Source organism: Streptomyces sp. NPDC046931 (genome assembly GCF_040644655.1).
Taxonomy (GTDB): domain Bacteria; phylum Actinomycetota; class Actinomycetes; order Streptomycetales; family Streptomycetaceae; genus Streptomyces.
Genome location: NZ_JBEYWX010000045.1, coordinates 1 through 26,954 on the forward strand (window position 1 = coordinate 1; position 26,954 = coordinate 26,954).

Annotated in this window: 22 protein-coding genes and 2 pseudogenes; 17 read left to right on the plus strand and 7 right to left on the minus strand. The window is 71.2% G+C overall.

Annotation, left to right across the window (positions count from 1 at the left end; genetic code table 11):
• Positions 1–244: 244 nt before the first annotated feature.
• The 4 genes from ABZ876_RS38210 to ABZ876_RS38225 all read right to left on the minus strand — a co-directional run bounded on the left by ABZ876_RS38210 (position 245) and on the right by ABZ876_RS38225 (position 2,919).
• On the minus strand, positions 245–652 hold the full coding sequence (locus tag ABZ876_RS38210) for a RidA family protein (RefSeq protein WP_361790740.1): 408 nt from the start codon (positions 650–652) through the stop codon (positions 245–247).
• Between the two features lie 214 nt (positions 653–866).
• Positions 867–1,370: a hypothetical protein gene (locus tag ABZ876_RS38215; protein ID WP_361790743.1), complete on the minus strand. Its 504-nt coding sequence runs from the start codon at positions 1,368–1,370 to the stop codon at positions 867–869.
• Entirely contained in the window at positions 1,367–2,614 is a 1,248-nt protein-coding gene (locus tag ABZ876_RS38220) for a putative T7SS-secreted protein (RefSeq protein ID WP_361790746.1), read from the minus strand. Before ABZ876_RS38220 ends, ABZ876_RS38215 begins: the two co-directional genes overlap by 4 nt.
• A complete protein-coding gene (locus ABZ876_RS38225) occupies positions 2,614–2,919 on the minus strand; it encodes a hypothetical protein (RefSeq protein WP_361790749.1) in 306 nt (101 codons plus the stop codon). The genes ABZ876_RS38220 and ABZ876_RS38225 overlap by 1 nt, the downstream gene beginning before the upstream one ends.
• 529 nt (positions 2,920–3,448) lie before the next feature.
• Between ABZ876_RS38225 and ABZ876_RS38230 the strand changes: the two are divergent.
• Positions 3,449–4,024 (plus strand): annotated as a pseudogene (locus ABZ876_RS38230) (hypothetical protein); the annotation flags it as partial.
• A 244-nt stretch (positions 4,025–4,268) separates the two neighbouring features.
• Positions 4,269–5,405, plus strand: a complete 1,137-nt coding sequence (locus ABZ876_RS38235; protein ID WP_361790752.1) for a glycosyltransferase family 4 protein — start codon at positions 4,269–4,271, stop codon at positions 5,403–5,405.
• A 49-nt stretch (positions 5,406–5,454) separates the two neighbouring features.
• On the opposite strand, the gene ABZ876_RS38240 is transcribed toward ABZ876_RS38235, so the two are convergent.
• The 3 genes from ABZ876_RS38240 to ABZ876_RS38250 form a co-directional block, all read right to left on the minus strand.
• Positions 5,455–7,101, minus strand: coding sequence for a PucR family transcriptional regulator (locus ABZ876_RS38240; RefSeq protein WP_361790755.1), 1,647 nt, complete (start codon positions 7,099–7,101; stop codon positions 5,455–5,457).
• 66 nt (positions 7,102–7,167) lie between these two features.
• The gene (locus ABZ876_RS38245; protein ID WP_361790758.1) at positions 7,168–8,553 is read right to left on the minus strand and encodes an FAD-binding oxidoreductase; all 1,386 of its coding nucleotides are present in this window, start codon (positions 8,551–8,553) and stop codon (positions 7,168–7,170) included.
• 90 nt (positions 8,554–8,643) lie between these two features.
• Positions 8,644–10,446, minus strand: a complete 1,803-nt coding sequence (locus ABZ876_RS38250; RefSeq protein ID WP_361790761.1) for a glycoside hydrolase family 15 protein — start codon at positions 10,444–10,446, stop codon at positions 8,644–8,646.
• A 468-nt stretch (positions 10,447–10,914) separates the two neighbouring features.
• Between ABZ876_RS38250 and ABZ876_RS38255 the strand changes: the two genes are divergently transcribed.
• The 15 genes and pseudogenes from ABZ876_RS38255 to der all read left to right on the plus strand — a co-directional run bounded on the left by ABZ876_RS38255 (position 10,915) and on the right by der (position 26,842).
• On the plus strand, positions 10,915–12,582 hold the full coding sequence (locus ABZ876_RS38255; RefSeq protein ID WP_361790803.1) for a CTP synthase: 1,668 nt from the start codon (positions 10,915–10,917) through the stop codon (positions 12,580–12,582).
• An 85-nt stretch (positions 12,583–12,667) separates the two neighbouring features.
• Positions 12,668–13,294, plus strand: a complete 627-nt coding sequence (locus ABZ876_RS38260) for an NUDIX hydrolase (protein ID WP_361790764.1) — start codon at positions 12,668–12,670, stop codon at positions 13,292–13,294.
• 198 nt (positions 13,295–13,492) lie between these two features.
• Positions 13,493–15,562: a tetratricopeptide repeat protein gene (locus tag ABZ876_RS38265; protein WP_361790767.1), complete on the plus strand. Its 2,070-nt coding sequence runs from the start codon at positions 13,493–13,495 to the stop codon at positions 15,560–15,562.
• Positions 15,563–15,697: 135 nt separating this feature from the next.
• Positions 15,698–16,822, plus strand: a complete 1,125-nt coding sequence (gene ald, locus ABZ876_RS38270) for an alanine dehydrogenase (protein WP_361790770.1) — start codon at positions 15,698–15,700, stop codon at positions 16,820–16,822.
• A gap of 412 nt (positions 16,823–17,234) precedes the next feature.
• Complete coding sequence (locus ABZ876_RS38275; protein WP_361790773.1) at positions 17,235–18,368, plus strand: ParA family protein; 1,134 nt, start codon at positions 17,235–17,237, stop codon at positions 18,366–18,368.
• Positions 18,353–18,928 carry a hypothetical protein gene (locus ABZ876_RS38280; RefSeq protein ID WP_361790776.1) on the plus strand — a complete coding sequence of 192 codons (576 nt, stop codon included), beginning with the start codon at positions 18,353–18,355 and terminating at the stop codon, positions 18,926–18,928. The genes ABZ876_RS38275 and ABZ876_RS38280 overlap by 16 nt, the downstream gene beginning before the upstream one ends.
• Positions 18,929–18,948: 20 nt before the next feature.
• Positions 18,949–20,247 carry a segregation/condensation protein A gene (locus tag ABZ876_RS38285; protein ID WP_361790779.1) on the plus strand — a complete coding sequence of 433 codons (1,299 nt, stop codon included), beginning with the start codon at positions 18,949–18,951 and terminating at the stop codon, positions 20,245–20,247.
• On the plus strand, positions 20,244–20,915 hold the full coding sequence (scpB, locus tag ABZ876_RS38290) for an SMC-Scp complex subunit ScpB (RefSeq protein WP_361790782.1): 672 nt from the start codon (positions 20,244–20,246) through the stop codon (positions 20,913–20,915). Before ABZ876_RS38285 ends, scpB begins: the two co-directional genes overlap by 4 nt.
• A complete protein-coding gene (locus tag ABZ876_RS38295) occupies positions 20,915–21,979 on the plus strand; it encodes a pseudouridine synthase (protein WP_361790785.1) in 1,065 nt (354 codons plus the stop codon). The genes scpB and ABZ876_RS38295 overlap by 1 nt, the downstream gene beginning before the upstream one ends.
• Positions 21,980–22,095: 116 nt before the next feature.
• A pseudogene (locus ABZ876_RS38300) lies at positions 22,096–22,278 on the plus strand (ADP-ribosylglycohydrolase family protein); the annotation flags it as partial.
• 95 nt (positions 22,279–22,373) lie between these two features.
• Complete coding sequence (gene aroH / locus ABZ876_RS38305; RefSeq protein ID WP_361790788.1) at positions 22,374–22,736, plus strand: chorismate mutase; 363 nt, start codon at positions 22,374–22,376, stop codon at positions 22,734–22,736.
• Positions 22,733–23,827: a prephenate dehydrogenase gene (locus ABZ876_RS38310; protein WP_361790791.1), complete on the plus strand. Its 1,095-nt coding sequence runs from the start codon at positions 22,733–22,735 to the stop codon at positions 23,825–23,827. The genes aroH and ABZ876_RS38310 overlap by 4 nt, the downstream gene beginning before the upstream one ends.
• A 120-nt stretch (positions 23,828–23,947) precedes the next feature.
• Positions 23,948–24,643 (plus strand): (d)CMP kinase, encoded by a 696-nt coding sequence (gene cmk, locus ABZ876_RS38315; protein ID WP_361790794.1) that lies wholly within the window; start codon positions 23,948–23,950, stop codon positions 24,641–24,643.
• Positions 24,640–25,299, plus strand: coding sequence for a lysophospholipid acyltransferase family protein (locus ABZ876_RS38320; RefSeq protein ID WP_361790797.1), 660 nt, complete (start codon positions 24,640–24,642; stop codon positions 25,297–25,299). Before cmk ends, ABZ876_RS38320 begins: the two co-directional genes overlap by 4 nt.
• 61 nt (positions 25,300–25,360) lie before the next feature.
• Complete coding sequence (der, locus tag ABZ876_RS38325) at positions 25,361–26,842, plus strand: ribosome biogenesis GTPase Der (protein ID WP_361790800.1); 1,482 nt, start codon at positions 25,361–25,363, stop codon at positions 26,840–26,842.
• Positions 26,843–26,954: the final 112 nt, after the last annotated feature.

Genomic DNA, 26,954 nt, shown 5'->3' on the forward strand with positions numbered 1-26,954 from the left:
TACGCACGGTGACCAGGACACGCCCGGACGTTCGGGGTCGCCCCGGGGAGACTGGTGCCATGAGACTCTTCGCCGCGCTTCTGCCACCGGAGGACTGGGACGGTGAGGACTCCCGCAGCGTCGCAGGCGCGCGCTGTACCCAGGCCGGGTAGCTTCACCGGCACCGAGGCGGTCTTCACAGTCCGGATGTACGGAGCCACCCCCACACCCTCCAGGGTCAGGATCCCCTGCTCAGTCGACAACCTCAGTCGATGACAGCCGCCACCGCTTCGATCTCCACCAGCTGGTCGTAGTAGCCCAGCACGGTGACGCCCATCAACGTGCTCGGCACGTCGTGGTCGCCCAGCGCGTCCCGGTACACCTCCCACGCCGTCACCAGGTCCTCCTGCCGGTTCGACGCCACGAGGACCCGCGTGCTGATCAGGTCCTGCAAGCCCGCCCCCGCGTCCGCCAGCGCCGTGCGCAGGTTCTCTACCGCCTTGGTTGCCTGCCCGGCGTAGTCCCCCACCGCAGCCGTCGAACCGTCCTCGTTCAGTGGACACGCACCGGCCAGAAAGATCAGCCGGGCCTCGGCTGGGGCGGTGGCGGCGTATGCGTACTCGGCGACGTCGGACAGCTTGGCGGAGCGGACAAGGGTGACGGCTCGGGGCACGGAAGTTTCCCTTCGGGTTGGAGGACGCGCTTGACCTTCTCAGAGATCAGCTCCCGTAATTCGGCTCCCGCTCGTCCACGAACCAGCAGGTCAACAGCCTGCATCCGCCCGCACCCCCGAAACGTGGCCCAAGTCAGGCCCCAGTTCAACGCCGCCCAGGTGCGAGCTCACGTGCTCGGACTGTGCAGCTCGCAGGATGAAGTGACCTGTAGTACTAGCCGAAGTCCGAGACGGCCGGAGACGTCCAGAAAGTCACAGTCGGCCCGTAGGAGCCGTCCTCCTCGTCGCTCACCGCGACGGTGATCTCCCGGTCGGGGTAGCGTGCCGACAGCACTCCCTGCCAGCATTCCCCCAGGGCCAGCGCGAGTTGGGGCAGCTCTTCCCCGAGCTGATCGTTGTCCGTCAGGGGGGTGTTGCTAAAAGTGGCCCACAACTCGACGTGGTTGGTGACGGCTTCGATGCGCTGCCGATCATCGCCCAGGTTCGTGAACCAGTCGTCGACCGTGTCCCGACTGAAGCGCTCCTTGAGGAACACGCAACCGCGGTACTCGATCGTCTCGGGGCAGAACAGCCAGGCCGCGGCCAGGACGAACCGCAGGCCGCCCTCGAAGTCGAGGTAGTTGTACGGGGAGAGCTCCTCGTCCTTCCATTCGGCGCGCCATCGCCTGAAGAACGCCGGCAGCTCACGCTCAGACCACGCCGGTTTGCTGCTGCTCACGGAATCTCCCAGGGGAACGCGGCGCGCACTGACCTCGATGGGCGCACGAAGACTTCACCGGTCTTCGGATTGGTATTACGCGCGTATTCTACGACGTGCGGGGTCTCCACTCCGCCATGCGAGGCGCCCTCCAAGTCCACACGCTTCACCGCACGGCCTTCGGAGTCGTAAGTCGTATAGTTGGTCACTTTTCCGGTCTGCGGATCGGTCTTGTAGAGGGTTCCGTCTTTCGGGCCACCCTCCACCGGCAAATTGTTCCCTGCGCGACCACCGGTGCCCTTGTACTCCTGACCGTTCTTGATCAGTTGGGACGCTTCCTGCTGTGTGGAGCCGCCAGCGCCAGACGCTTCGCTGTTCATCTGCAGGGGTTCGACCGCGGAGTCGCTTGTGGCGTGCTGAGCGAGGTCCACGGCGCCGGCTCCTGCCAGGCCGACGCCCGTGACGATCCCGGCGGCGGAGATAGCGTTGAGGGGTACTCCAGCGACAGCACCGATGCCTGTGGCGTCCAGGGCGATGCCGAGGCCTTCACCGCCGGCGCTGACCCCTGCTAGAAGCATGCCGCCGAGCATGGCCGCGCTGTCGCCCGGATGTTGGAGCATGGCGTTTCCGAAGGAGGCAAGGTCGTTGACGACGGCCTTGCCTCCGTCCACCAGCCCTTCACCCACGTCGCTGAAGAAGTCGCCGACTTCGGACCAGAATCCTGGGCGCTCCGGGGCGGACTCTGTGGCCTTCTTCACCAGCGCGGCCGCGGTGTGCCCCGCGCTTTCCACGTTGCCACGAGCCGTTTCGAGATTCTCGCGGGCCGCAGCACGGTCCGCTTCGCCAGGATCGTGAAAGGGGATCTCGGTGCTGTCCCCTTTGCTGCGTGCCTCACTGACTTGCTGCGCGTGGGCATTCTCGGCAGCTGCGGTGGTCGCCTGGCCGCGTGCGAATTGGGATATGGCCTCGTCTGCGCGTAGCTGGGCTGCGCGCAGGGTGTAGATGTAGTCGTACAGGGCGTTCGCGGCGGCGTGGAAGTTGTTGCCTGCCTCGATCCACCTGGCCGGCTGACCATGGAAACGAGCACGGAAGGCGTCGGCGGCATCGCCACGCCAGCCATCCTCGGTGTCGATTTTGGCCAGTCCTTCGCCAGCCTCTATGAGTACATCACCGTAGGCAAGCAGAGACTGCGCAGTCGTGGTCAGAGTATCCGGTGTGCCAGGGACGAGCTCGCGGGGATTCGACGTCTCTCCGAGCTGGGCCATCAGGCCCCCGGGTCTGTTCCGGATGAGGACTGAAGAATGCCCTGAACTGAGATTTGGATATGTTGCTCGGCCGCTTCATAGCTCTTGACGCAGTGGTTCAGCCGGTCGGAGACCTCTGCACCGTCAGAGGCCAGGTGCGAGACGCCAATGTTCCACCGATCACAGAAATCGACGACCGCTGCGGCCAGTTCAGCGTGTCCGAAGTCGTCCTTGGGAGCATCGATGTCGCTCACCTTCTTGGTGGCCATCGCGTCCAGAGTGGTGCTGATCCCAGATGCGGCCTTGCGTAGCGCGTCGAGGTCCACGGAGAACCCGTCCGGCATACTCAGCGCCCTCCCAATGCTCAGTGCCTGAACTGATTGTCCGGCATGAACCCGTCAAGGATCTTAATCGGGAGCGTAGCAGCGAATCCGATGGGTCGGACCGGGAGGGTCTGACGTGAGACGCCATCCGCCTTCCGAACGTGAGCCTTTGGTTCCGGGCGGGTGGGCATGCACTCCGGTCGCCGACGCGGGAGATGAGTGTGGCTCGTCCGCTCGTGCCGCTGCTGGGGGCGCCGGTGCCGTCGTTGCCCGGTCCGTTGGAGGCCCGGGAGAAGAAGGTCCGGGGGAGATCCCGCGGTTGTAGGAGGAGGCCGAGCGGGTGCTTGCCGCGGCCTTGGGTCTGGGGGCGGCCCAGGCTAAGAACTCCTCCGAGGACATCACCCTCAAGGCTCTGCGTACCGTGTAGCCGGTACCGAAGACGCATGGCGAGCAACGAGGGCCGGGGCGTACGGGATACCCCCATCAGCCCCTCTGGTCGGCGAAGCTATTACCGCATGAGCGAAGCTTGACTGAGGTCACCAGCGGTGCGGTGAAGTTGTTCGGGATCTCCGCTGCGGCGCTCGCCGCGGGGGCCGCGCTCCAGCAGAAACCCCTGGACAAGGTGCTGGCGGGGGTGGTGATCGCCGGTGCCGCCCACTTCGTCAACCTCGTGGACGTTCGGCCGGGGCGGGCCGCCGGTGCAGTCCTCGCCCTGGCCGCCCCGGGGCTGCCGGGCGCCGGAGCCGGCGGGGAGCTGTGCGCCGCCGTGGCGGGGGCCGCCGCCGCCGTCCTGCCCGAGGATCTGGGCGAGCGGGCGATGATCGGGGACACGGGGGCCCACGCCCTCGGTGCCGCCCTCGGCGCCGCCGTCGCCGTCGGATGGGGGTCACCTCGCCGAACGGGAGGCGGGCGTCGGGGAGGCCGGGCCGGACTCCTCGCCCACGCGGCGGCGTTCGTCGCCGCGGCCGCGTTCGGGGACAAGGTGAGCGAGGCCGCGAGGACGTGGGGAACCGGCTCGTCCCGGCCCGCCGCGATGGGGAACCGGCTCACCCCGGCTCCCGCATCCGCACCACCGGGGACCACCGCGCGCACTCACCCGGGTGAGTGACCGGGTGAGGGACCGGTGCGCGCCGCCGGACGCTCGGTCCGTCGCCCTCACGGCCCTCCGCCGGTGCCGCGCCACCCCGGCTCCCTGGCATGCTTGAGTCATCCGCGGAGCCACGAACGACCCGGGAAGGCCGGGCACGCACCGGCACTTCCCAGGAGCCGCTTGGTGCGGTCCACCCCCACCGCGCGATCCTTCTGTACGTTTCTTCGTGACCGCCCGACGCCGAACCAGGAGCCCCGGCCACGTGAGCCTCGCGAGCAGCCACTCACCGCACGGCCGGACGCCGCTGCGCACCGTACAGGTGCTCGGCGGGGGCAGCGCGGGCAGCAGCGCGCATGTGCGGTCTCTGGCCTCGGGTCTGGTCGCCAGGGGCGTGCGGGTGACTGTGTGCGCCCCCGTCGAGGCCGAGCGCACCTACGACTTCACCGGCGTCGGCGCCGAGCACGTCCCCGTGCCCCGCGGCACGGACCCCTCCTCCCTGGCCGCACTCCGAACCGTCTGCGCCGACGTGGACCTGGTGCACGCCCACGGACTGCACGCGGGTCTGCGCGCCGCGCTCGCGCTCGGCGGGCGGCGCACCCCCCTGGTGGTCACCTGGCACACGCGGGCGCACGCCGACGGCGCCCGCGCTCATCTCCTGCGCCTGCTGGAGCGGCGGGTGGCCAGGGCCGCGTCCGTCGTCCTCGGCACCTCTTCCGACCTGGTCGACCGGGCGCGCCGCCGAGGCGCGCGGGACGCCCGGCTCGCCGCCGTCGCCCTGCCGGTACCCCGCACGTCCCCGGAGTACGACGACCCCGACCGGCTGCGTCCCAAGACCCGCGCCGACATCGGCGCCACGGACCGGCCGTTGCTGATGGCGGTCGGCGCCCTCGAACGGCACCGCGGATACGACATGCTGCTCGACGCCTCCCGCGTCTGGCGGCATCTCGACCCGGCGCCCCTGGTCGTCATCGCGGGGGAGGGGCCGCTGCGGACGGTCTTGCAGCGACGCATCGAGGGCGAGGAACTGCCGGTGCGGCTGATCGGACGGCGGGACGACGTCGGCGAACTGCTCGCGGCCGCCGACCTGGCCCTGCTGCCCAGCAGTTGGGAGTCCCGGTCCGTCCTCGCGCAGGAGGCCCTGCACGCGCGTGTGCCGCTGGTCGCCACCGCCGTCGGCGGCATCCGCGAACTGGTCGGCGACGCGGCCGAACTCGTGCCGTACGGGGACGCGGCGGCGCTCGCCACCGCCGTCGTACGGCTCCTCGACGACCCGGCGCGCCGCGAGCTGCTGCGGGAGAGGGGCGCCCGGCAGGCCGCCACCTGGCCCACCGAGGACGAGACGGTCGCCCAAGTGCTGAGCGTCTACGACGAGCTGACGCAGGCGCGGCCCTTCCCATAGGACTGGTCCCCCCGCCGGGCTCGAGTCCTGCCCAGGGGACCCGTGCCGCCTATCCCTGGGGTACGTGCCGGCGCGCCCGCAGAGCCAGGCTCAGCGCCAGGACCGTCTGCGGGTCGTCGAGGTCCGTGCCCAGCAGCTCCCCGATCCGGGCCAGCCGGTTGTAGAGGGTCTGCCGGTTCAGATGCAGCTCGCGAGCCGTCTCCGCCTTGCGGCCCGCGTGCGCCAGATACGTCTCCAGCGTGGGCAGCAGCGGCGGCCTGGAGCGCTGGTCGTGGTCGCGCAGCGCACCGATCGCACGGTCCACGAAGGCCGCCAGGTCCGGATGGTCGCGCAGCCGCCACAGCAGCAGGTCGATGTCGAGGCGCCGGGCGTCGTACCAGGCCCGTTCCGGCAGTCCCTGTGCCGCCGCCGCGGTCTCCGCCGCGTGCCGCAGCCCGGCCGACGCGGCCGCCCAGCCGCCCGCCACGCCGACCACCACGACCGGTGGCCGGGCGCCCGGCCGCTGCATGCCGGCTCGCTCCACCCCGGCCCGCAGCGCCGCGGCCACCCGCTCGGCGACCGCGGAGCGTTCCGACTCCGAGCGCAGTCCCAGCAGCAGCGGCACCCGGCCCTCCACCGGCCGCACACCGAGCAGGACCGGAACGCCCACCGACCCCAGTTCCTCCCCGACCGCCCGCGCCAGCACCGCCCACCCTCCGCCGCCCGGCGAGGGGCCGTCCGCCAGCCGCATCACCACCGGCAGCAGCGGGCCGCCGCCCGGCTTGAAGCCCAGCACGCGTGCCTGAGCGGGCGCGTCCTCGGCGGTGATCCGGCCTTCGGCGAGGTCGGTGAGGAAGTCGCCGCGCCCGCGCGCCGCCAGCTCCTCCTCCTGCCGGGCCTGCATCAAGACCACCGCGAGGATGGCCGCGGCCCGCTCGGCGGCGATCCGGTGAACCGGTGCCACCGGTGTGGTGACCGGCAGCAGTACCAGCCGGGCCCGTACCGCGCCCGTGCCCGGTCCGCCGCCCGGCACGTCCACGATCGTCGTGCCGGCCGGGGGCGCGTCCTTGTGCTGTCCGCGCAGTCCCTCCCACACCTGGAGCGGATCCGTGTCCGCGGGGCCGGTCCCGGCGGCGTACAGCAGCCGGCCGTCGGCGGTCTCCAGGAACACCGGATTGCCGCCGAAGTCGGCCAGGATCCCCAGCACCTGCGGCACCCCGCCCCCGCCGAGCAGGGCCTCGGTGCAGCGGCGGTGCACCTCCTCGGCCCGCTGGAGCAGCGCGTAGTGCCCGTTGACGATCTCGGTGTGGATCTCCTCGGTGACCGCCACGAACGGCACTTCGCGGTGCAGCTGGACGAGCGGGAGCCCGGCCGTGCGGGCCGTCTCGACGAGGGCGGCGGGCAGCCGGGTGAAACGCGGTCCCAGCTCCACCACCAGGGCCGCGATGCCGCGCTCGGCCAGCGTGCGGACGAACGCGCGCTGGTCGGCGGGGCGGGTACCGAGGCCGTACCCGGTGGTCAGAAGGAGTTCGCCGCCCTTCAGCAGCGAGGCGATGTTCGGGACCTCGCCCGCGTGCACCCAGCGCACCGTGCGGTGCAGCCGGTCCGCGCCGGCGAGCACCTCCGGCAGTCCGCTGCGCAGCCCGGGCAGCTCCAGCGCCCGCTGCACGGTGATTCCGGCGCCCTCGGAGCCCTGGGGGTCGAAACGGCTGTCCATGCGGTGACGCTACCTGCGCGGACGCCCCCGGCGCACGTGGCCCCGGCCCGGCGGTCACGGTCCCGCTCAGGCGGGCAGGATGTTGTGGTTGTAACGGAACACGTTGTCCGGGTCGTACTGGCGTTTGACCCGGGCCAGCCGGTTGAGGTGCTCGGTGCCGAGGCCGGCCACCACCCGGTCCCTGCCCTCGTCCCCGATGAAGTTGAGGTAGACCGCCCCGGTGCTCCATGGCCGGGCATCGGCGCATACGTCCCTCACCCACCGCAGGGCCCGCTCGTCGTCCGCCGGGTCCGCCCAGACGCCGAAGGGGTGCACGGCCCAGGGCGCCTCCCGGAAGGCCACCGGGTACTCGGCGGGCCCCGATGTGATCGCGCCGCCCTGCGGGAAGAGCACCTGCTGACAGGCCGAGGGGACGGGCATCGAGGGGGCGCGGGCGCAGAAGACGTCGACGAGCTTGTCGGGCAGGGCCCGTACGTACTCGACCGACCAGTGGTTGCGCAGCCCCGGCGGGACGTCGAGCATGCACTGCACATCGGCGTACGGCATCGCGGAGACGACCTCGGACTCGTGCGGCAGCGCCAGCAGCGGCTGGGCGAGCTTGCGCAGCCCGTCCTCACCACCGACGCAGGTGACCAGCACCCCGCACAGCAGCGTCCCCACCAGGTGCTCGGGAACGAACGGTGCGCGCGGGCCGGTCAGGTACAGCACGGCGCCGCCCAGCTCCGGCGCCCCGGAGGCGAGGAGGTCACGGTAGATCCGTACCGCCTCCGGGCCCCGATCGGGGGTGAACAGGAGCAGGGCGATCGAGAACCGGGGCAGCTCGTGCAGCCTGAGCGTCAGCGAGGTGGCGACGCCGAAGTTCCCGCCACCGCCGTGCAGGGCCCAGAACAGCTCGGAATTCTCGTCGGCGGTCGCGAGGAGCGGGGTGCCGTCCGCGGTCACCAGCTCCACACCGAGCAGATTGTCGACGGCGAGGCCGAAGGCCCGGTCCAGCCAGCCGGTGCCGCCACCGAGCACGAAGCCGGCGACACCGGTCGTGGAGACCCGGCCGCCGGTGGTCGCGAGACCATGGGGCTCGGTCGCACGGTCCAGGTGGCTCATCACGGCGCCCCCCTCGACCCGGACCGAAGCGGACCCCGGATGCACCGTGACCCGGTGCATCCGGCGCAGGTCCACCACCACACCGTTGTCGTTGACCGCCATGCCCGCGACGCTGTGGCCGCCGCCGCGGACCGCGATCTTCAGATCGAGGTCCCGGGCGAAACGCACCGCCCGGATGACATCGACCTCGCCCGCGCACTGCGCGATGACGGCCGGACGGCGGTCGATCATCGCGTTGGAGACGGCACGGGCCTCGTCGTAGCCCGCATCGCCGGGAGCGAAAACCCCGCCCTCCAGGCGCGCACGGAGCGCGGCCAGCGCCGCGCCCGCCTTCGAAAGGGGAGGAGCCATGCCGGCCGCCCCTTCCCGCAGGGGACACCACTTGCCCTTCAGCCTAGGCGGGCCCCGCGCGCCGGTCCTGTCCGGCGGGAGTACGGGGCCTCAGCCGCCGTACGCGCCGGAAGCCGTCAGCCGCAGTGCCGTGTCGATCAGCGGCACATGGCTGAAGGCCTGCGGGTAGTTCCCGACCTGGCGCTTCAGACGCGGGTCCCACTCCTCGGCGAGCAGGCCCAGGTCGTTGCGCAGCGCGAGCAGCTTCTCGAAGAGCTTGCGGGCCTCGTCCACGCGGCCGATCATCGCCAGGTCGTCCGCCATCCAGAAGGAGCAGGCGAGGAACGCGCCCTCGTCACCCGGCAGCCCGTCGACGCCTTCCTCCTCGCCCGCGGTCGGGTAGCGCAGGATGAAGCCGTCGGGCGTGGACAGCTCGCGCTGGATCGCCTCGATCGTGCCGATCACGCGCTTGTCGTCCGGCGGCAGGAAGCCCATCTGCGGAATCAGCAGCAGGGAGGCGTCCAGCTCCTTGGAGCCGTAGGACTGCGTAAAGGTGTTGCGCTCCTTGTCGTAGCCCTTCTCGCACACGTCCCGGTGGATGTCGTCGCGCAGCTCGCGCCACTTCTCCAGCGGTCCGTCCGCGTCCCCGGACTCGAGCAGCTTGATCGTGCGGTCCACCGCCACCCAGGCCATGACCTTGGAGTGCACGAAGTGGCGGCGGGGGCCGCGCACCTCCCAGATGCCCTCGTCCGGCTCGTCCCAGTGCTGCTCCAGGTAGCGGATGAGCTTGAGCTGGAGCAGGGAGGCGTAGTCGTTGCGGGCGAGGCCGGTCATATGGGCCAGGTGCAGGGCCTCGGTGACCTCTCCGTACACGTCCAGCTGGAGCTGGTGCGCGGCGCCGTTGCCCACGCGCACCGGCGCGGAGTTCTCGTAGCCGGGCAGCCAGTCCAACTCGGCCTCGCCCAGCTCCCGTTCGCCCGCGATGCCGTACATGATCTGAAGGTTCTCGGGGTCGCCCGCCACGGCGCGCAGCAGCCATTCACGCCAGGCCCGCGCCTCCTCGCGGTAGCCGGTGCGCAGCAGGGAGGACAGGGTGATCGCGGCGTCGCGCAGCCACGTGTAGCGGTAGTCCCAGTTGCGTACGCCACCGATCTCCTCGGGCAGCGAGGTCGTGGGCGCGGCCACGATGCCGCCCGTCGGCGCGTACGTGAGGGCCTTGAGGGTGATCAGGGAGCGGACCACGGCCTCGCGGTAGGGACCGTGGTACGTACAGTGCTCCACCCACTCGCGCCAGAAGTCCTCGGTCGCCTCCAGCGACTGCTCGGGCTCCGGCAGCGGCGGCGGCTCCTTGTGCGAGGGCTGCCACGAGATCGTGAACGCGATCCGGTCACCCGGTGCGACCGTGAAGTCCGCGTAGGTCGTCAGCGCCTTGCCGTACGTCTCGGCAGGGGTGTCGAACCACACGGAGTCGGGCCCGGCGACGGCCACCGTGCGCCCCTCGTGCTTGTGCACCCAGGGCACGATGCGCCCGTAGGAGAACCGCATCCGCAGCGCCGAGCGCATGGGCACCCGGCCCGTCACGCCCTCCACGATCCGGATCAGCTGGGGGGCGCCGTCACGCGGCGGCATGAAATCGGTCACCCGGACCGTGCCGCGCGGGGTGTCCCACTCGGACTCCAGGATCAGGGACTCGCCGCGGTAGGTGCGCCGGGTCGCCGCCGGCGGCTTCATGTCCGCCGCGTGGGCCGGACCCAGCCGCCAGAAGCCGTGCTCCTCCGTGCCGAGCAGTGCTGCGAAGACGGCATGGGAGTCGAAACGGGGCAGACACAGCCAGTCCACGGTGCCGTCCCGGCAGACCAGCGCCGCGGTCTGCATGTCTCCAATGAGTGCGTAGTCTTCGATGCGCCCGGCCAATGCAACTCCAGTCGAACGGCCACGTCGCCCCGGGTGGGGCGGTCGCTCTTGCGGTCATGGGGTCGGTGAGAAACGCGTTGTTCACCGACTCATTCGAAATCGAAGCGGTCGATGTTCAACGAACTGACGAGCTGTTGTTGTTCCGGGGACGGACGGGGGTGGTGCCGTTTGCCGGGAGTGCTCGGCAGCGAGTGTCCGAGCAGGATACGACGCACGTGGATGATCCGCGTGCCCGTCTGGCCAACGGTACGGCTCCGAACGAGTGAGGCGGGAACGACGGTGACGGGTCCGTGGCTACATATGCGCGGAGCGTGGCCGGAAGCAGCCCCCTCCGGGCGCTGATACGCTGGTAGCCCGTGGACCGGTGGGCACGTAACCCCCGAACCGCAGCGACGGCACCGCCGGACATTCTTCGGAGGCGAGCCGTACCGCACCCCAGACCGCGACCACGGGAGCCCCCTCTTGGCCATGCCGCCCGCTGCTTTTCGAAACAGCACAGCCACGACGACCAAGCACATCTTCGTCACCGGGGGTGTCGCCTCTTCGCTCGGCAAGGGTCTGACGGCCTCCAGCCTGGGCATGCTGCTCAAGGCGCGGGGCCTGCGCGTCGTGATGCAGAAGCTCGACCCGTACCTGAACGTCGACCCGGGCACGATGAACCCCTTCCAGCACGGTGAGGTGTTCGTCACCAACGACGGTGCCGAGACCGACCTGGACATCGGTCACTACGAGCGGTTCCTCGACCGCGACCTGGACGGCTCTGCCAATGTCACCACGGGCCAGGTGTACTCGACGGTCATCGCCAAGGAGCGGCGCGGCGAGTACCTGGGTGACACCGTGCAGGTCATCCCGCACATCACCAACGAAATCAAGCATCGCATCCGACGGATGGCCACCGACGAGGTGGACGTCGTGATCACCGAGGTCGGCGGCACCGTCGGCGACATCGAGTCGCTGCCGTTCCTGGAGACCGTGCGCCAGGTCCGCCACGAGGTCGGCCGCGACAACGTCTTCGTGGTGCACATCTCGCTGCTGCCCTACATCGGCCCCTCCGGCGAACTGAAGACCAAGCCGACCCAGCACTCGGTCGCCGCCCTGCGCAACATCGGTATCCAGCCGGACGCGATCGTGCTGCGCTGCGACCGCGAGGTCCCGACCGCGATCAAGCGCAAGATCTCGCTGATGTGCGACGTCGACGAGGCCGCCGTCGTGGCCTGTCCCGACGCCCGCTCGATCTACGACATCCCGAAGGTCGTGCACACCGAGGGCCTGGACGCCTACGTCGTCCGCAAGCTGGACCTGCCCTTCCGTGACGTGGACTGGACGACCTGGGACGACCTGCTCGACCGGGTCCACAACCCGAAGGACGAGATCACCCTCGCCCTGGTCGGCAAGTACATCGACCTGCCCGACGCCTATCTGTCGGTGACCGAGGCGCTGCGCGCCGGCGGCTTCGCCAACAAGGCGCGCGTGAAGATCAAGTGGGTCACCTCCGACGACTGCAAGACCCCGGCCGGCGCCAAGGCGCAGCTCGCCGACGTGGACGGCATCTGCATCCCCGGCGGCTTCGGCGACCGCGGTGTGCTGGGCAAGGTCGGCGCCATCCGCTACGCCCGCGAGAACAAGATCCCCCTGCTCGGCCTCTGCCTGGGCCTGCAGTGCATCGTGATCGAGGCCGCGCGCAACCTCGCCGACATCCCCGACGCGAACTCCACCGAGTTCGACTCGGCCACCGGCCACCCGGTCATCTCGACCATGGCCGAGCAGCTGGACATCGTGGCCGGCGAGGGCGACATGGGCGGCACGATGCGCCTCGGCATGTACCCGGCGAAGCTGGCCGAGGGTTCGATCGTGCGCGAGGTGTACGACGGCAAGGAGTACGTCGAGGAGCGCCACCGCCACCGCTACGAGGTGAACAACGCCTACCGGGCCGAGCTGGAGAAGAAGGCGGGCATCGTGTTCTCCGGCACTTCGCCGGACGGCAAGCTCGTGGAGTACGTCGAGTACCCGCGCGATGTGCACCCTTATCTGGTGGCGACGCAGGCGCACCCCGAGCTGCGCTCTCGCCCGACCCGGCCGCACCCGCTCTTCGCCGGGCTGGTGAAGGCGGCCGTGGAGCGGAAGAACGGCAAGTAGCACAAGAGCTGTACGGTGGCCGGGGTACGCGTCCTTTGGGAGGTGTACCCCGGTTTCGTGCAAGGTGTGGGAGGAACACGGCGACATGACGATCAAGGACACCCCCGAGGAGTGGGAGATCAGGGCGAGTGAGACCCCGTTCGCCGGCAAGAAGACCTCCGTCCGCGCCGACGACGTGGTCATGCCGAACGGTGCGGTCGTCCGCCGTGACTACCAGGTCCATCCGGGTTCGGTGGCCGTCGTCGCCCTGGACGACCAGGACCGGGTGCTCGTCATCCGCCAGTACCGCCACCCCGTGCGCCAGCGGCTCTGGGAGATCCCGGCCGGGTTGCTGGACATCCCGGGGGAGAACCCGCTGCACGCCGCCCAGCGGGAGCTGTACGAGGAGGCGCACGTCAAGGCCGAGGACTGGCGCGTGCTGACCGACGTCTACACCACACCGGGCGGCTCCGACGAGGCCGTGCGCATCTTCCTGGCCCGCGATCTGTCCGAGGCCGACGGGCAGCGCTTCGAGGTGGAGGACGAGGAGGCCGACATGGAGCTGGCCCGGGTCCCGGTGGACGACCTCGTCCGCGGTGTGCTGGCCGGCGACCTCCACAACACCTGCCTCGTCGTCGGCGTCCTCTCCCTGGTCGCCGCGCGCAGCACCGAGGGCCTGGACACCCTGCGCCCGGCCGAGGCGCCGTGGCCGGCCCGGCCGTTCGAGGCGTGATCCCCACCGGGGCCACGACCTGACCCGTGGGCGGGGTGTCCGCCCGCGCCCCGGCGGTCGTACCATCGCCTGATCCGATCGGGGGATGTGTCCGCCACGCTCCGCCGAGGTCGTCGCAGAGCGTGAACTAGGCTCTGAGAGACGACCCGTCCCAGGACCCGGCGGGCCGGTGTGCGCGGTGGGACGGGAGCGTGGCCCGTGACGGATCAGGCGGTGGCGACAAGCGGCAACGAGCTGTCGCAGGACGCTGGGCGTCCCGCCACCACGGAGAGTCAGTTCCTCGGGCGGGCAAGGGAGTTGAAGGAACTCCTCGTCGACATGGAGCGCGCCGGCCTCGACACGATCTCCGGCCGCAAGGCACCGCGGGCCCGGGTGCTGCTCATCGCGGGACGGCCCGGATACGGGCGCACCGCGCTTGCCGAGGAGCTGGTCCGCCAGGTCGCGCACCGTTACCGGGACGGCGTGCTGCGCGCCCGCCTCAGCGAACCCGACGGCACCCCCGTACCGACCGAGCGCACGGCCCGCGAGCTGCTGACCGGCCTCGGCGTGCCGACCCCGGCCGGCGCCGACGAGGACGAACTGGGGCAGACCCTGCGCGAAGCCCTCGCGGATCGCCGGGTACTGCTCCTGCTGGACGACGCGGTGGCCGCCGACCAGGTGGACGCGCTGCTGCCGGACGCCCCTCAGTGCCTGGTCGTCGCCGTCTCCGGGGGCCCGCTGACCGGGATCGCCGATGTGCGTCCGTGCACCCTCGGCGGGCTGGACACCAAGTCGGCCCTGGAACTGCTCACCCGGTACACCGGATCGGTGCGGATCACCGTCGACCCGAGCGCCGCCGAGCGCCTCGTCGAGGAGTGCGCGGGCCAGCCCGCCGCCCTCGTCCTCGCCGGCGGCTGGCTCGCCGCCCACCCCCAGGCCGCCGTCGCCGACCTCGCCAAGCAGCTGCGCACCGCGGGCGGGGAGGGGAAACCGCTGGCCCGCGTCTTCCGGCTGTCGTACGCGGCACTGCCCGGCGCCGTCCAGCGGATGCTGCGACTGCTCTGTCTGGCCCCCGCCGGTCTCGTCGACCCGCACACCGCCTCAGCGCTGGCCGGCTGCTCGCCGGAGACCGCCCGCGCCGCCCTCGACGACGCCACCGCCCTCGGCTTCCTGCGCGGCGGGGGCTCGCCGGAGCCGCAGTACGAGGTCCCCGGCTGTCTGCAACCACTGCTGCGCACGCTCGCCGAGAACCAGGACCGCCCGGCCGAGCTTCAGCTGGCCCGCGCCCGGATGCTGGAGAGGACCGTACGGCTGCTCCAGTCCTGCCGTGCGATCACCGAGACCGACAGCCCGGGGGCCCGTGAGAAGCTCGCCGCGCTGCCCCAGGCCCTGCGCTTCCGGAACCCGCGGGCGGCCGAGGAGTGGCTGCGCATCCGGCAGCCCGCCCTGCTGGCCTCCGCCCGGCTCGCGGTCGCCGACGGCAAACTGGACACGCTCGCCCGGCGCCTGATGGCCGCGCTGGTCAGGGCCATGGTCGCCCACTTCGGCACCCAGGCGGCCGCGCCCGAGCTCTACGGCATCCACCGGCTCGTCCTCGATGTCGCCGAGCGCCGCGAGCTGCCCCGCGAGCAGGCGGCGGCCCTGCTCAACCTCGCCGACCTGGACGCCCGGACCGGCCGTACGGCCCAGGCGCTGACTCGCTACCGGGCAGCGCTGGACGCCGGGCGGGCGGCGAACGACCCGTATGCGACGGGCCGGGCGATGGAATCCGTAGGCGGCGCCCATCAGGAGCTGGGGGACTACGACCGGGCCGCCGACTGGTACGGCCGGGCGCTCGCCCAGCGGCTGGCCCGCGACGAGCGTGCGGACGCCGCCCGGCTCTATGGCCGTATCGCCACCGCGCACACCTATGCGGGCCGCTACGGCGAGGCGCAGCGCAGCTGGCGGGCGGCGATCGCGGCACACCGCAGAAACGGCGATGTGACAGGCCACGCGCGGGCGTTGAGCGAGCTGGCCCGTGTCCAGGAGTACGCGGGACGGCTCGAGGAGTCGCTGCACACCTGCCACGAGGCGGTCGAGTGGGCGCGGCGCGCCGAGGACGCGCGGTTGCAGGCGGCCCTGCGCATCAGGCTGGCCGACAGCCTGGAGCGCCTCGGCGACCCGGCGGCGGCGCGCCTGCACCGCGGGGTCGCGGAGCGCATGCTGGGTGATGAGCGCCAGGAGTGCCGGTCGGCGCCGGAGCAGGACGCTAACGCCTGCGAAATCCGTAGTGCAGCCAGTGAAGATTGATGCAATGAAAGGCTAGACAGCGGGAACGCCTTCATTAGACTGGCTCTGCCGCTCGTTCTCCTGCGGTGTCTCCGGGTGTGCCCCTGCGCGTCCGGGTATGTCTTGCAATGCCCCACAATCTCTGAGCCAAGGACCGTGATCGACGTGAAGGTCGGCATCCCCCGCGAGGTCAAGAACAACGAGTTCCGGGTGGCCATCACCCCCGCCGGCGTGCACGAGCTGGTGCGCAACGGCCACCAGGTCGTCGTCGAGCGCAACGCCGGTGTCGGCTCCTCGATCCCGGACGACGAGTACATCGCCGCCGGCGCGCGGATCCTGGACACCGCCGACGAGGTCTGGGCCACCGCCGACCTGCTGCTCAAGGTCAAGGAGCCCATCGCGGAGGAGTACCACCGCCTCCGCAAGGATCAGATCCTCTTCACCTACCTGCACCTGGCCGCCTCCAAGGAGTGCACGGACGCCCTGCTGGAGTCCGGCACCACGGCCATCGCGTACGAGACGGTCGAGCTGCCGAACCGCGCCCTGCCGCTGCTCGCCCCCATGTCCGAGGTCGCGGGCCGGCTGGCCCCGCAGGTCGGCGCCTACCACCTGATGCGCGCGTCCGGCGGCCGCGGCGTGCTGCCCGGCGGTGTGCCGGGCGTGCCGGCCGGCAAGGCCGTCATCATCGGCGGTGGCGTCTCCGGCTGGAACGCCGCGCAGATCGCCATCGGCCTGGGCTTCCACGTGACCCTGCTCGACAAGGACATCAACAAGCTCAAGGAGGCCGACAAGATCTTCGGCACGAAGATCCAGACCGTCGTCTCCAACGCCTTCGAGCTCGAGAAGGCCTGCCTCGACGCCGACCTCGTCATCGGCGCCGTCCTCATCCCGGGAGCCAAGGCCCCGAAGCTGGTCACCAACGAGCTGGTGTCCCGGATGAAGGCCGGAAGTGTCCTTGTCGACATTGCGATCGACCAGGGCGGCTGCTTCGAGGACTCCCGTCCGACCACGCACGCCGAGCCGACCTTCCGGGTCCACGAGTCGGTCTTCTACTGCGTCGCCAACATGCCGGGAGCGGTCCCCAACACCTCCACCTACGCGCTGACCAACGCCACGCTGCCGTACATCGTGGAGCTGGCCAACCGCGGCTGGGTCGAGGCGCTGCGCCGTGACGCCGCGCTGGCCAAGGGCCTCAACACCCATGACGGCAAGGTGGTTTACAAGGAGGTCGCCGAGGCGCTCGGCCTCGAGCACGTGGAGCTGTCGTCCCTGCTGGACTAGTCGAGCAGCCGCCCCGGGTTCGATTTCCCGGCGCTCCAAGGCGATCGGTCAATACACGTCGTCAACACCGCGCAACCGGCCGGACCTTGCCCGACAAGGTCCGGCCGGGTGTGTGTGTATGGTCACTTTGCGACACTCGTTCAACTCGCCTCGAACGCAACTCTTCGACCGTTTCGCACACCGGTGAAACCCGGCGAACGGTGCCCGGACACCCTTGACAGCAGGATGTTTCATTGCCGACACATCGGGCCGGGTCCGGCGGATTGTGTTGCTGCGGACCGCCGACACGCCATAGAGTCGCCAACCGTCGGCATGGTGCCACGCTGACCTATCTAGAAGTTTCCTGGTCACCAAGGAGGTAAGACGACTTGTGAATGAGTCGACATTTACTCCCGGGGGTGGTCAACCAGGAATGCCTGCGCGGGGCACGGTCCCCACGGGGCTCGAGGCTGTCGGCTCCGTCGCTGTCCGTACCTTCGCAGCCCACCAGAGCCAGAGCCCCCACCTGGCTCAGACAGCACACCAGAGCATGGATGGCCCACACGTGAACGCCATGGCCGGCGGCCCGAGCGGCGAGGTCCACAACAACTTCGCCGACTACGACGTACTGCCCGACGGGCACTTCTACGACCCCGACGCCGAATACGAGCCCGACCCCGAGTACGCGGCCACGCTCGCGCCCGACGCGGCCCGCCAGCGCCGCGAGCGCATCGGCCCGACCGGCCGCCCGCTGCCGTACTTCCCGATCCCCGGCCCGCTGACCGACCACGGTCCCGCGAAGATCATCGCGATGTGCAACCAGAAGGGCGGCGTCGGCAAGACGACGTCGACCATCAACCTGGGTGCCGCGCTCGCGGAGTACGGGCGCCGGGTGCTGCTCGTCGACTTCGACCCGCAGGGCGCGCTGTCCGTAGGCCTCGGCGTCAACCCCATGGAGCTCGACCTCACCGTCTACAACCTGCTCATGGAGCGGGGCATGTCCGCGGACGAGGTCCTGCTGAAGACGGCCGTCCCCAACATGGACCTGCTGCCGAGCAACATCGACCTGTCGGCGGCCGAGGTCCAGCTGGTGTCGGAGGTCGCGCGCGAGTCGACGCTCCAGCGGGCCCTGAAGCCCCTGATGTCCGACTACGACTACATCGTGATCGACTGTCAGCCCTCGCTCGGCCTGCTCACCGTCAACGCGCTCACCGCCGCGCACAAGGTGATCGTGCCGCTCGAGTGCGAGTTCTTCGCGCTGCGCGGTGTCGCCCTGCTCACCGAGACGATCGAGAAGGTCCAGGAGCGGCTGAACCCCGAGCTGGAACTCGACGGCATCCTCGCCACGATGTACGACTCCCGGACCGTGCACAGCCGTGAGGTCCTCGCCCGGGTCGTCGAGGCGTTCGACGACCACGTGTACCACACGGTGATCGGCCGGACCGTGCGTTTCCCGGAGACCACGGTCGCCGGTGAGCCGATCACCACCTACGCCTCCAACTCCGTCGGTGCCGCCGCCTACCGCCAGCTCGCCAGGGAGGTGCTCGCCCGGTGTCACGCCGAGTGAGTCTGCCGGGGGCCGACGAACTGTTCCGTACCACCGGGGGAATGGGGCTCCAGGCGTCCACCCCCAGGCGCCAGGCCAACGGCGAGGCCAGGGTGCCGGCTCCCGCGGGTGACAGCGACGCGACGGCCGCGGCGGAGGACGCTCCGCTGTCGGTGCCCGTACAGGGCGGCGACGGGGAGGGCGACGAGCACGTCGCGGCGGATGTCGCGGAGGCGGAGACCGGGGAGTCGCGTACGCGCTCGGCGAACGCCGACCGGACCGCGCGGCGGCAGGCCGCGCAGGAAGGTTCTGCCGGTGCCGCCGCGGCCCAGCCGCGCAAGCGTGGGCGCGCGGGCGGGCGTCGGCCCAGCGGGCGGGAACGGCACGACGAGAAGATCACCGTGTATGTGTCCGCGGAGGAGCTGATGGACCTCGAGCACGCGCGGCTCGTGCTCCGGGGCGAGCACGGGCTGGCGGTGGACCGCGGGCGGATCGTGCGCGAGGCGGTCGCCGTGGTCCTGGCCGATCTGGAGTCGCGCGGGGACGCGAGCATCCTCGTACGTCGGCTGCGGGGGCGGTAAGCAGGTAGCCTGCGACGGCTATGACCTCGTACGACGGCTCCCCTCCAGCTCCCGGCTCCGCCGGCCGTCGGCGTGCACTGGGGCGGGGACCGGGTACGTCCCCGCCAGAGCGGCCCGAGCCCCCCGCGCACGACACGGACGCGCAGTCCAAAGGCGCCGTGGCCGAGAACGCACCGTCCGCCGCCGGTACCGGGTCCGAGCCCGCCCAGGAGGCCGCGCTCGAAGCGGTGACCGGAGCGGGAACCGCCTTCCAGGAGGACGGCGCCGCCTCACCGGCCGAGGGACCCGGGGCGGACCTTGTCCCTCCGGCCCCGCCGACCGGCGACCCCGCGCCCTCCGCTGCCGTGGCAGGCCCCTCCCCCGACGCCGTGGCCGCCGCCCGGGGCCGGGGGGCCGCCGCCGAGACGGAGACCCTCCCGGGACCGGCGGAGGCGGCCGGGGAGGCGTCCCCGGACGACTCGGCCGGGACGAGCCCCGGGTCCACCGCCGATGACCATGCCGCCCCCGGGACCGGTGTGTTCAAGGTGCGGCTGGTCAATTTCGAAGGCCCCTTCGACCTTCTCCTCCAGCTGATCTCCAAGCACAAGCTGGACGTGACCGAGGTCGCGCTGTCCAAGGTGACCGACGAGTTCATGGCTCACATCCGGGCCATGGGGCCGGACTGGGACCTCGATCAGACGACCGAGTTCCTCGTCGTCGCCGCGACCCTGCTCGATCTCAAGGCGGCACGGCTGCTGCCCGCCGCCGAGGTCGAGGACGAGGCGGACCTCGCGCTGCTCGAAGCCCGGGACCTGCTGTTCGCACGGCTCCTGCAGTACCGCGCCTACAAACAGATCGCCGAGATCTTCAACCGGCGCACCGAGGAGGAGGCCCGGCGTCACCCGCGCACGGTCGGCCTCGAACCCCACCACGCCGAACTGCTGCCCGAAGTCGTCATCAGCATCGGGCCCGAGGGGTTCGCCAGGCTCGCGGTCAAGGCGATGCAGCCCAGGCCCAGACCGCAGGTGTACGTCGACCACATCCACGCCCCGCTCGTCAGCGTGCAGGAGCAGGCCGGGATCGTCGTGGCGCGGCTGCGGGAGCTGGGGGAGGCCAGCTTCCGTGTGCTCGTGGAGGACACCGACGACACCCTCACCGTCGTCGCCCGTTTCCTCGCGCTGCTGGAGCTGTACCGGGAGAAGGCCGTGGCGCTGGAGCAGGAGGCCGCCCTCGGTGAGCTGGTGGTGCGCTGGACCGGCGGGGACGGGGACGAGACGCCGGTGGTCACGGACGAGTTCGACCGGCCGCCCGATGAGCCCAAGGAGGAGAAGAAGGCGTGAGCGAGGAGACCACCGAGGCACCGGCCGCGCCGGGCACCGTCGCCGATCTCGACCTCAAGCCCGCCCTGGAGGCGGTTCTCATGGTCGTGGACGAGCCCGCCACCGAGGAGCACCTGGCGAAGATCCTGGAGCGGCCACGGCGGCAGATCGCCGACGCGCTGCGGGAACTCGCCGACGAGTACACCGTGCAGGGGCGCGGCTTCGAGCTGCGGTTCGTGGCGGGCGGCTGGCGCTTCTACACCCGGGCCGCCTACGCTCCCGCCGTGGAGCGCTTCGTGCTCGACGGACAGCAGGCCCGGCTCACCCAGGCCGCCCTGGAGACGCTGGCGGTGGTCGCCTACCGCCAGCCGGTCAGCCGCAGCCGCGTCTCCGCGGTCCGCGGCGTGAACTGCGACGGCGTGATGCGCACCCTCCTCCAGCGCGGTCTGGTCGAGGAGGCGGGCACGGAACCCGAAACAGGTGCGATCCTGTACAGGACGACGAACTACTTCCTGGAGCGGATGGGCCTGCGCGGCCTGGACGAGCTTCCGGAGCTCGCGCCCTTCCTCCCGGAGGCGGAGGCGATCGAGGCCGAGACCCAGGAAGGCGTTCCGTCGTTCGACCCGGACGCTCCCGATGCGCCGGACGCATACGACGACCACACGACGAACACGACGACGGACATTTGATGCGAAGCAGCGGCAGCGGCAGGAACGGCGAGCGCGGCAACCACCGCGGTGCCGGCAACAACAGGGACGATAGGCAGGGTCAGGGCCGTCCCCGCAAGCCCCGCCCGGAGGAGCGCCGCTACGACGTGGGCCCCGGAGCCTCCCAGGACGGCCCCAAGTCCGGGCGCGGCTCGAGCGCGCGCGGCGGCGCCAAGGGCGGCCCCAGGCGGTCCCAGCAGCCCGGCGGCCGTACGGCGCCCTCGCGCTCCCGTGAGTACGATGCGCGCGCCGAGGAGCGCAACCGCGAGCGGTACGCGGGCAAGAAGGACCTCAAGCTGCCCAAGACCTTCCCCGGCGCCGAGCAGGAGGGGGAGCGGCTCCAGAAGGTCCTCGCCCGCGCCGGCTACGGCTCCCGGCGGGCCTGCGAGGAGCTGATCGAGCAGGCCAGGGTCGAGGTCAACGGCGAGATCGTCACCGAGCAGGGCCTGCGGGTCGACCCCGAGAAGGACGAGATCAGGGTCGACGGGCTGACCGTGGCCACGCAGTCGTACCAGTTCTTCTCGCTCAACAAGCCGGCCGGAGTCGTCTCCACCATGGAGGACCCGGAGGGACGCCAGTGCCTCGGGGACTACGTCACCAACCGCGAGACCAGGCTCTTCCACGTCGGCCGGCTCGACACCGAGACCGAGGGCGTCATCCTGCTCACCAACCACGGCGAGCTGGCGCACCGGCTGACCCACCCCAAGTACGGCGTGAAGAAGACCTACCTCGCGCACATCGTGGGCCCGATCCCGCGCGACCTGGGCAAGAAGCTCAAGGACGGCATCCAGCTCGAGGACGGCTACGCGCGCGCGGACCACTTCCGGGTGGTCGAGCAGACCGGCAAGAACTACCTCGTCGAGGTGACCCTGCACGAGGGCCGGAAGCACATCGTGCGCCGCATGCTCGCGGAGGCCGGCTTCCCGGTCGACAAGCTGGTGCGCACCGCTTTCGGTCCGATCACCCTCGGCGACCAGAAGTCGGGCTGGCTGCGTCGTCTGTCCAACACCGAGGTCGGCATGCTGATGCAGGAGGTCGACCTCTAAGAGGGCGTCCAAAAGCACGTCCAGAAGCACGTCACGCATCACCGAAGCGGCCGGTTCCCCTGTGCGGGAGCCGGCCGTTTCTCTTGTGCGTTTCTCTTGTGCGTTTTTTCTTCCCCGACGAGCCCCTCACCGCCCTGCGGCGGGCCGCCTGCACCGCCGGCGACTCCGACTCGATCGCCTGCCTGACGGGCGCCCTCGCGGGCGCCCACCTCGGCGCCGACGCCTGGCCACGGCCCTGGGCGGACCGCATCGAGTACGGGGGCGAGCTGCGGACGCTCGGGGCGCTCTGGGACGCGTGAGCGGCGTCTCGCCCAGCGGGCGGTGCGCATGTCGGTGCCGCGGGCTGACTACGCTGGTGACCAGACATCTCCGCACATCAGCAAGGAGCATCACCGTGCCGGTACGAGCGGTCCGGGGCGCCGTTCAACTCGAACGGGACGAGGCCGGGCACATGGACGAGCGGGTCGGGGCCCTGCTCACCGCCATCCTGGAACGCAACGGCCTCACCACCGACGACCTCATCAGCATCTGGTTCACCGCCACGCCCGACCTGCACAGCGACTTCCCGGCCGCCGCCGCCCGCAAGCTCGGCATCGTCGACGTGCCGCTGATCTGCGCCCAGGAACTGGACGTGGAGGGCGCCATGCCCCGGGTCGTCCGCATCCTCGCCCACATCGAGTCCGACCGGTCCCGCGCCGACATCGTGCATGTCTACCTCGGCGCCGCGGCCGCCCTCCGCAAGGACATCGCCCAGTGAGAACCGCACTCGTCATCGGTACGGGCCTGATCGGCACATCGGCGGCGCTGGCGCTCGCCGCGCGCGGGGTCACCGTGCACCTCGCCGATCACGACCCCGAGCAGGCCCGGACGGCCGCCGCGCTCGGCGCCGGCACCGACGAGGCGCCCGAGGGCCCCGTCGACCTGGTGATCGTCGCCGCCCCTCCCGCGCATGTGGCCGGTGCGCTCGCCGAAGCCATGCGGCGCGGTCTGGGGCGCGGCTACATCGACGTGGCCAGCGTCAAGGGCGGTCCGCGCCGCGAGCTCGAGGCGCTGGGCGTCGACCCGGCCGTACTGGCGCGCTACATCGGCACCCACCCCATGTCGGGCCGTGAGAAGTCCGGCCCGCTGGCGGCCAGCGGCGATCTCTTCGAGGGCCGGCCGTGGGTGCTCACGCCGACCCGCGACACCGACACCGAGGTGCTGAATCTCGCCCTGGAGCTGGTCTCGCACTGCCGTGCCGTGCCGGTCGTCATGGACGCCGACGCCCACGACCGGGCCGTCGCGCTGGTCTCGCACATGCCGCACCTGGTCTCCAGCATGGTGGCCGCGCGCCTGGAGCACGCGGAGGAGGCGGCCGTACGGCTGTGCGGGCAGGGCATCCGGGACGTGACCCGGATCGCGGCCTCCGACCCGGGGATGTGGATCGACATCCTGTCCGCGAACCCGGGCCCGGTCGCCGACCTGCTCTCGGAGGTCGCCGCGGACCTCGACGAGACCGTGCGGGCCCTGCGCTCCCTCCAGGCGTCCGACGAGGCCAAACGGCGCGAGGGCGCCCACGGCATCGAGGACGTGCTGCGTCGCGGCAACGCGGGCCAGACCCGGGTGCCCGGCAAGCACGGCAGCGCCCCGCGGGCATACGAGACCGTCGCCGTCCTCATCTCCGACCAGCCCGGCCAGCTGGCCCGTATCTTCGCGGACGCGGGCATGGCGGGCATCAACATCGAGGACGTCCGCATCGAACACGCCACCGGGCAGCAGGCGGGCCTGGTCCAGCTGATGGTGGAGCAGAAGGCGGCCCCGGCGCTGAGCGCGGCACTGCGCGAGCGGGGCTGGACGATCCGGCAGTAGCGCGACGGGCAGCCCCCGGCGTCCGCCAGTCATACCGGGTCCGGCGAGCCAGTAACCTTGTGCGGGGCGCCCTCGCGTCCCGCCCACACCACCACCCCGCACCAGGAAGGTGTCCCCACCGTGGAAAACGGCGCCGCCCGGACCGCCCAGGCAGTGATTGTCGCCATCGACGGCCCCTCCGGCACGGGCAAGTCCAGCACCTCCAAGGCCGTGGCCGCGCAGCTCGGGCTGAGCTACCTGGACACCGGCGCCCAGTACCGGGCGATCACGTGGTGGATGGTCACCAACGGCATCGACATAACGGACCCCACCGCCGTCGCGGCCGTGGCGGGCAAGCCGGAGATCGTCTCCGGCACCGATCCGGCGGTGCCCACCATCACCGTCGACGGCACCGATGTCTCCGGTCCGATCCGCACCCAGGAGGTCACCTCCAAGGTCAGCGCGGTCAGCGCGGTGCCGGAGGTGCGCTCCCGGATCACCGAGCTACAGCGCTCGCTCGCCGCGTCCGCGCAGAACGGCATCGTCGTCGAGGGCCGTGACATCGGCACCACCGTGCTGCCGGACGCCGACCTGAAGATCTTCCTCACCGCCTCCCCGGAGGCGCGTGCCGCCCGCCGCAGCGGCGAGCTGAAGGGCGCGGACCTGCACACCACCCGTGAGGCGCTGATCAAGCGGGACGCCGCCGACTCCAACCGCAAGACCTCCCCGCTCGCCAAGGCGGACGACGCCGTCGAGGTGGACACCACCGACCTCACCCTCCAGCAGGTCATCGAGTGCGTCGTCACCCTCGTCGAGGAGAAGCGGGCGGCGAAGTGACCCAGGCTCCGTCCGAGCGGGGCGCCGAAGTGGGGCGGCGCATCGGCGTCCTCCTGATGCACGGGCTGTTCAAGCCGCGGGTTCTCGGCGCCTGGAAGGTCCCCGCGACCGGACCGGCGATTTTCGCGGTCAACCACTCCCACAACATCGACGGTCCGATGGTCATGGGCGTGGCGCCCCGGCCGACGCACTTCCTGATCAAGAAGGAGGCGTTCGTCGGGCCGCTGAACCCGTTCCTGACCGGGATCGGCCAGCTGAAGGTGGACCGCACGAGCGCCGACCGCACGGCCGTCACCCAGGCGCTCGGCGTGCTCGAGAACGGAGGCGTCCTCGGGATCTTCCCGGAGGGCACCCGCGGCGACGGCGACTTCGCCTCGCTGCGCGCCGGACTCGCCTACTTCGCGGTCCGCAGCGGTGCGCCGATCGTGCCGGTCGCCGTGCTGGGAAGCGCGGAGCGGCGCGGACGGTTGATAAAGGCGCTGCCCCGGCTGCGCAGCCGTATCGACGTCGTCTTCGGCGACCCGTTCGAGGCGGGCGACGGCAGCGGGCGGCGCACGCGCAAGGCGCTGGACGAGGCGACCGTGCGCATCCAGGAGCGGCTGGGCGAGCACCTGGAAAACGCCAGGCGCCTCACCGGGCGCGAGAGCGACACTTGAGTAGTGGATCACCGTAGGCACGGTGTCCACCGATCACCACGATGAACGAGGTACGGACTTCATGAACGACGACATCCAGCCCGAGGGCTCGGCAGGGCACGAGTACGACCACGGGGCGCTCGGCGAAGCCGAGTACGCGGAGTTCATGGAGCTCGCCGCGGAGGAGGGTTTCGACCTCGAGGACGTCGAGGGCGCCATCGAGGAGGCCGGACACGGGCCGCTGCCCGTGCTCGCCGTCGTCGGCCGCCCCAATGTCGGCAAGTCGACCCTGGTGAACCGCATCATCGGCCGCCGCGAGGCGGTCGTCGAGGACAAGCCCGGCGTCACCCGCGACCGCGTCACCTACGAGGCCGAGTGGGCGGGCCGCCGCTTCAAGGTCGTCGACACCGGCGGCTGGGAGCAGGACGTCCTCGGCATCGACGCCTCCGTGGCCGCCCAGGCGGAGTACGCGATCGAGGCGGCCGACGCGGTCGTCTTCGTCGTCGACGCCAAGGTAGGCGCCACCGACACCGACGAGGCGGTCGTACGCCTGCTGCGCAAGGCCGGCAAGCCTGTGGTGCTCTGCGCCAACAAGGTCGACGGCCCGAGCGGCGAGGCCGACGCGGCGTATCTGTGGAACCTCGGCCTCGGCGAGCCCCACCCCGTCTCCGCGCTCCACGGCCGCGGCACCGGCGACATGCTGGACGCCGTCCTGGAGGCCCTGCCCGAGGCGCCCGCCCAGACCTTCGGGAACGGCGGGGTCGGTGGGCCGCGCCGTATCGCCCTGATCGGCCGTCCCAACGTCGGCAAGTCCTCGCTGCTGAACAAGGTGGCGGGCGAGGAGCGCGTCGTCGTCAACGAACTGGCGGGCACCACCCGCGACCCGGTCGACGAGCTGATCGAACTCGGCGGCAAGACCTGGAAGTTCGTCGACACGGCCGGTATCCGCAAGCGGGTCCACCTCCAGCAGGGCGCGGACTACTACGCCTCGCTGCGCACCGCGGCCGCGGTCGAGAAGGCCGAGGTCGCCGTCGTGCTGATCGACGGCTCCGAGAGCATCTCGGTCCAGGACCAGCGCATCGTCACCATGGCGGTGGACGCGGGCCGTGCGCTCGTGCTCGCCTACAACAAGTGGGACACCCTCGACGAGGAGCGTCGCTACTACCTGGAGCGGGAGATCGAGACCGAGCTGGGCCAGGTCGCCTGGGCGCCGCGGGTGAACGTCTCGGCGCGCACCGGACGCCACATGGAGAAGCTGGTCCCGGCGATCGAGACCGCCCTGGCGGGCTGGGAGACCCGCATCCCGACGGGCCGTCTCAACGCCTTCCTCGGTGAGCTGGTCTCCGCGCATCCGCACCCGGTCCGCGGCGGCAAGCAGCCGCGCATCCTCTTCGGCACCCAGGCGGGCACCAAGCCCCCGCGGTTCGTGCTGTTCGCCTCCGGCTTCATCGAGGCGGGCTACCGCCGGTTCATCGAGCGGCGGCTGCGCGAGGAGTTCGGCTTCGAAGGGGCGCCGATCCATATCTCCGTCCGCGTCCGGGAGAAGCGCGGCAAGAAGAAGTGACGTAACGGACACAGCGGGGAGCTGAGCCGGGCGGCCGAGCAGCGGATGACCGAGGCCGAGGCGGCGCTGCGCGAGGCGCGCGCCGAGGCCGACAAGGTCGTCGCCGAGGCGA